Below are 6,292 nucleotides of genomic sequence, written 5' to 3' on the forward strand. Positions count from 1 at the left end.
CACTGGCAGATTTTGGCAGATGTCCTTTTTGTATGCAAAAATGGGTAACAAAACTAGCAGGGACAGGTTTTCTGTATACAGATAAAAGCAGGATGAAGAAGGCATAAGACGGAGAGAGGACTTTTATAAAATGAAAAATTATGAAGACAAAATATATTCCTTAGGTGAGACTGTAACGGGGCAGACACAGGCCATGTCACAGGCCGTACAGAAAACACTGGAAAATAATGGCGGGGTAGGTATAATGACAGGATCTTATGACCAAAACCTGTCTATTTTGTCTGTGGATAATCTGCTGTTGCATAGTACAGGATATACATTCGATACTTTCATGGAACAGACAAAAGGCTCATTGAGAAATTTCTTTTATGACGAGGAAGATATACTGGAGCGAGACCGTTTTTTGCAGCTTCACGGAACAGGGGAAGCACAGATCCTTGCAGCAGACGGTACAGTGAATAATGTACGGCTTTGTAAAGAGGATGCGACAGATGAGGCGGGCAGACAGATCTGGGTTATGTCCGTACAGGTCAACTGGGATCATGTAAATCTGGCACTGCTCAATGAGGCTATTTGTTCCGGCTTCTGGTATTTTGACTGTGACGAAAACAGTGAGATTGTGAATGCAAACTGGAGTCATGAATTTCGAAAAATGCTTGGCTATCATGACACCCTGGACTTTCCGAATAAACTGGAATCCTGGTCAGATCTTCTGCATCCACAGGATAAAGAAAGAGTAATGGTGCAGCTTCAGGCGGCAATTAAGGATAAGACGAACCAGATAAAATACCAGGTAGAGTATCGTATGAGAATGAAGGATAATCAATACCAGTGGTTTCGGGCATCGGCAGAAGTAATACGCCGTCTGGATGGTTCTGCCAGCAGGATTGCCGGGATTTTTATTAACATTGATGGGGAGAAAAAAGAAATCATGCAGGCACAAAAATCTGCTGCTTTCCACCGGGCTTTTACGAAAGCAGATTTGTGCGAGTATTATGTGAATCTGGAAGCGAATACTTTTGATACCTTTAAGGTTGAACCGTCCCTGATGACCGTCTTTGAACAGAGTCATACGTGGGATGAATTGATCCGGCATTTTGTGGATTCCTATGTTGTGGAGACAGATAAGAAGGCGGTATCCTCTTTTTACGACCGTGGTTATATTGCAGAAAGGCTGAAGGGGCTGGAAACCGAATTGGCTTTAGAGTGCCGTATCACTCTGAATGGAGAAGAACGATGGGTCCGCAATGTGGTCATACGTGGCGAAATAGAGGATTCAGAATATGCCATGATCTTTCTGCGTGATATCACAGAGACAAAGGTAGAGAGCGCACGGCATCTGCAGATGGCAGCAGATAATGCTTCCATGGAGCAGCTGATCCAGAGCATAGTGCGTCTGGTTGACCGCTTTGTTGTCTGTGATCTGGAAAATGACAGATATGAATTCTACAATCTGAATGGACAGATGATATATAAACCTCTGGGATTTTATCATGATTTTCAGATGCAGGTTCTTGAAAAATATAAGACACTGGAACCATTGGAAGCTATAGATATCCTGATAGCCCCGGATAATATTCGGAAAAAACTGAAAAGTGAAAATGATATTTATAAGTTTGAGTATTGCAGCCTGGATGAAAAGACTTATAAAATCGCTTCTTATATTCCCTTGGAATGGAAGAATGTAAAGCTGGAAAAGGTATTGCTGGCATCCATGGATGTGACACAGGAGAAGAAAGCAGAGATTGAATCCCGTCAGGCACTGAAAGAGGCTTACCGGTCCGCAGAAAATGCAAATCGTGCGAAAACAGAATTCCTTTCCAATATGTCCCATGATATCCGGACACCAATGAATGCGATTGTGGGTCTGACAGCAATCGCAGGAGCAAATGTTGAGAGCCAGGACAGAGTCATTGAATGCCTCGGCAAGATCACAGAATCAAGCCGCCATCTGCTGGGGCTGATCAATGAAGTATTGGATATGGCACGTATTGAAAGGGGAAAAATGACACTGGCACAGGAAGATTTCAATCTGTCAGAGCTGGTAGATAATCTTATTACACTTACGAAACCGGTGCTTGATGAACATAAACATAATTTTGATATACATATCAATCATATTGAACATGAGGCTGTCTGTGGTGACAGCTTGAGGATTCAGCAGGTATTTGTGAATCTGATGAGTAATGCGATCAAGTATACACCGGATGGCGGGAATACTATTTTTTCCATAGAGGAAAAGCCAAATGGATTTTCAGAACTTGGATGCTATGAATTTACGATTGAGGATAATGGGATCGGTATGTCACCGGAATTCCAGAAAATCATGTTTGAGCCGTTCAGCCGCGCGGATGACCACCGGACAACCAGAGTCCAGGGAACTGGTCTGGGAATGGCAATCAGCAGAAATATTGTGAACCTGATGAATGGCACTATTAAAGTGGACAGTACCTTGCACAAGGGAACTAAAATCACAGTAACAATTTATCTGGAGCTTCAGGAAAAAGAAAAGAACAGGACAGAGATCTGATGAATCTGCCGGTCCTGGTTGTGGATGATGATAGGACATGCTGTGAAAGTACAGTTGCAACATTAAAGGAAATCGGTATTATGGGTGAATGGGTTCTCTCTGGCAGGGAAGCGGTTGAGCGCTGTTATGCACGGCATGAGTTGAAAGATGATTACTTTGCTGTTATTTTAGACTGGAAGATGCCGGAGATGGATGGTATAGAAACTGCCAGACAGATCCGGAAACGGATAGGAAAAGAGATCCCCATCATTGTACTGACATCCTATGAATTCAGCGAAATTGAAGAAGAAGCAAAGACTGCAGGTGTAGATGCTTTTATTGCAAAACCGCTGTTCCGTTCCCGGCTGACGGCAACACTGCGGCAGTTTACTTCAGGAAGAAAAGAAAAAACGGCAAGAAATTATCTGGAGAAGCTGTCAGAATCAGACTACACGGGAAAAAGGATTCTTCTGGTTGAGGATAATGAGTTGAACAGAGAAATTGCTGGTGAAATTTTGCAGATGACAGGTGCAAAAGTGGAAACGGCAGAAAATGGGAAAATTGCAGTTGAGAAAGTGGAAGCTTCTCCGAAAGGTTCGTATGATCTTGTTTTTATGGATATCCAAATGCCTGTCATGAATGGTTATGAGGCAACTGCAGCAATCAGGAGCCTTCCGGGTGAAAAGGGAAAACTGCCTATTGTTGCCATGACTGCCAATGCTTTTGCAGAAGATGTACAGCTGGCCAAAAATACAGGCATGAATGGACATATCGCGAAACCGCTGGATATGAATAAGCTGAATGATGTTCTGGAAAGCTGGCTGTAACTGATTTTCATGTGATCACAAAGTATATTACTAGGAACAGAGTGAACAGTAACAGTAACTCAGGTTATGCTGCATAAATCCTCAAATACTCCTTGCAATAAAAAATACAGCAATTATAATATAAATACAAAAGCCGGATGCGGAGGCTGACTTCTGAAAACAAAGAAAGGAAGTATAAAATGGCGAAAATTTTAATCAGTCCGTCCAAATATTTACAGGGTGCGGGAGAAATGAAGAATCTTGGAACTTATGCTGCAAAGAGCGGAAAAAAGCGTTGGTTCTGATCAGTAAAGGCGGATATAAAAGAATCGGTAAAACGATCGAAGAGAGCTTTGCTGAGAGTACCTGTGAGGTGGTTTTTGATTATTTTAACGGAGAATGCTGTAACAGTGAGATTGATCGTCTGGTAAAGATCGTAAAAGATGAGCAGTGTGATCTTACCATTGGTATTGGTGGAGGAAAGATCTTTGATACAGCGAAGGCAGTTGCATACTATGCGGGAACACCGGTATTTATCTGTCCGACGATCGCATCTACAGATGCCCCTTGCAGTGCTTTGTCTGTTATTTATACAGAAGAAGGAGTTTTTGAAAAATATCTGTTTTTTCCGGCGAATCCGAATCTTGTTCTGATGGATACAGATATCATCACCAAATCGCCGGTTCGTCTTACTGTGGCTGGTATGGGAGATGCACTGGCAACATATTTTGAGGCAAGGGCATGCAAGAGAAGCGGAGCAACTTCCTGTGCAGGAGGTAAGACAACAGAGGCTGCCATGGCACTGGCTGAACTTTGCTTTAATACCTTGATGGATGAGGGCGTAAAAGCTAAGATAGCTCTGGAAGCAGGCGTATGCACACCGGCAGTTGAGAAAGTGATTGAGGCTAATACACTTCTTTCTGGAATTGGTTTTGAAAGTGCAGGACTTGCAGGTGCACATGCGATCCATAACGGATTTACTGTACTGGAAGAATGCCATCATATGTATCATGGAGAAAAAGTTGCATTCGGAACCATCACACAGCTGGTACTGGAGAATATTCCCCAGGAAGATCTGGAAGAGATCATCTTATGGTGCATTGAAGTAGGACTTCCTGTTACTCTGGCAGAGCTTGGAGCTGGGAAGGTAACTGATGAGCAGCTTATGGAAGTTGCCACAACTGCATGTGCGGAGAATGATACACTTCACAACATGCCATTTGAAGTTACACCGGAAACTGTATTTGCAGCAATCAAAGCGGCAGATGCATATGGAAGATATTACCTGGATGAGGAATAAACAGATAAAAAGTAAATAGCTGATATAAAAATTGCAATCTGCAGAAACAAGAGTTATCAAGTATTGTTATCCTGCAGGTTGCTTTTTTTTATGTATGGCTGTAATATAACAGAAAGATCAGTAAATATTGGAACAGAAAACATACGGAGGAATATTTGTGGCAAAAAAACGAAAACCCAAAATGGAGCTTCGATATTATAAGATGCCGGAGGGGAGCCCCATCCTTGCATTGCTTGGACAGAAGTGGGTTCAGAATTATGGGAACGATATCGATTATCTCCATTTTCATAATTATCTGGAAATCGGATTCTGCTATGAAGGACAGGGATTTATGATACTTGGAGAGGATAAGGTACAGTTTCATGACCGGGAATTTACGGTGATCCCATCCAATTATCCACATACCACAAACAGTGATATTGGAACTATCAGCCGCTGGGAGTATCTTTTTATTGATGTAGAAGGATTCCTGGATAAATTTATTAATAATTCGGTAAAAAAGAAAAAATCGTTCAGCGGATCAACTCCAGATCGCTTTTTCTGAATGAAAAAGAAAACCGATCCATGGCAGGTAAGATCCTTAAGATCCTGGATATCATGCGGGATGGAGAGGAATTTTATCTGGAAGAAGCTAAGGGAGTTTTGGCATCGCTTCTTGTGGAAATCGCAAGGATAAACCGGGATTCAAGCGAAGAACGTTACAGCGAAGGCAGAGGAAAAGTCATGGATATGATCTCCAGGTTCCAGGATTATATTTCTGATCATTACATGGAGGATCTTCGTATTGACGAACTGGCAGAATACTGTCATATCAGTGAAACTCATTTGCGCCGGATATTTACGACTTATATGAAGATGAGCCCGCTGGAATACATCAATACGATCCGTATCCAGGCGGCCTGTGATTATCTGAAAAAAACAGATCAGCCAATTGCAGATATAGCACATAAGTGTGGTTTTACCACCAATTCCACATTTAACCGGAATTTTCGCCAGGTTACGGGAATGACACCTCTGGAGTGGAGAAAACGTCCGGAGAACTATGAACAGCAGCTTCTTAAGTTTGACATCCATTCAGAGGAAGGCTGGTAAAACAACAAAACCAGATCTGTGGATCTGTCACGACAGAATAGAAATATCAGACTGTATGCGGATCAGGCAGATAGAAAGAGGTAAGAAATGTACGATTACAGGATTGTGGAGCAGGTCTCCAGAAAAAAGAAACATATGTCAGGAGCTCTCAGAAAAGTAATGGTGATCTTTGCGGCAATTTTTGTACTGATGGGTATCACGATCTCTCAGGCATTCATGCTTCCGGGATTTCTTCTGGCGCTGCTTTACTTTGTTTATGACATATTTAGCCAGAGAGACTATGAATATATCATGGAAAACGGACAACTGACCATAGATGTAATCTATGGCAAAAAATATCGTAAAACAGCTCACGTGCTGAATCTTGAGGAGATGGAAGTGACTGCACCTCACTATCATGAAAAGGTGGCAAAATATAAAAAGAATGCCGGAACGGAGAAACTGAAAAATACGATTATACCTCTTATGAAGATGATGTGCCTTACTATACCATGATCATTCAGGAAGATGGACGTAAAATAAAACTTCTTCTGGATCTGACAGAGGAAATGCTGCATACGATGAAAACGCAGTTTCCTGAAAGGG

At 42.1% G+C, this 6,292-nt stretch carries 5 protein-coding genes and 2 pseudogenes; all 7 read left to right on the forward strand.

Translation table 11 applies throughout. The annotated features are described in order from the left end of the window. Positions 1-130 precede the first annotated feature (130 nt). A complete protein-coding gene (locus CK1_RS00440) occupies positions 131-2,530 on the forward strand; it encodes an ATP-binding protein (RefSeq protein ID WP_015524385.1) in 2,400 nt (799 codons plus the stop codon). Continuing rightward, positions 2,530-3,336 (forward strand): response regulator, encoded by an 807-nt coding sequence (locus CK1_RS00445; RefSeq protein ID WP_015524386.1) that lies wholly within the window; start codon positions 2,530-2,532, stop codon positions 3,334-3,336. Before CK1_RS00440 ends, CK1_RS00445 begins: the two co-directional genes overlap by 1 nt. A 179-nt stretch (positions 3,337-3,515) precedes the next feature. After that, positions 3,516-4,615 (forward strand): annotated as a pseudogene (locus CK1_RS00450) (glycerol dehydrogenase). 157 nt (positions 4,616-4,772) lie between these two features. Then, complete coding sequence (locus CK1_RS00455) at positions 4,773-5,159, forward strand: cupin domain-containing protein (protein WP_306288662.1); 387 nt, start codon at positions 4,773-4,775, stop codon at positions 5,157-5,159. Between the two features lie 20 nt (positions 5,160-5,179). Further along, positions 5,180-5,707 carry a helix-turn-helix domain-containing protein gene (locus tag CK1_RS00460; RefSeq protein ID WP_015524388.1) on the forward strand — a complete coding sequence of 176 codons (528 nt, stop codon included), beginning with the start codon at positions 5,180-5,182 and terminating at the stop codon, positions 5,705-5,707. A gap of 87 nt (positions 5,708-5,794) precedes the next feature. Beyond that, the gene (locus tag CK1_RS00465; protein WP_015524389.1) at positions 5,795-6,202 is read left to right on the forward strand and encodes a DUF6106 family protein; all 408 of its coding nucleotides are present in this window, start codon (positions 5,795-5,797) and stop codon (positions 6,200-6,202) included. Further along, a pseudogene (locus tag CK1_RS18710) lies at positions 6,199-6,292 on the forward strand (hypothetical protein); the annotation flags it as partial. The gene CK1_RS00465 and the pseudogene CK1_RS18710, both read left to right, overlap by 4 nt.

Source organism: Ruminococcus sp. SR1/5, from assembly GCF_000209835.1.
Taxonomy (GTDB): domain Bacteria; phylum Bacillota; class Clostridia; order Lachnospirales; family Lachnospiraceae; genus Blautia_A; species Blautia_A fusiformis.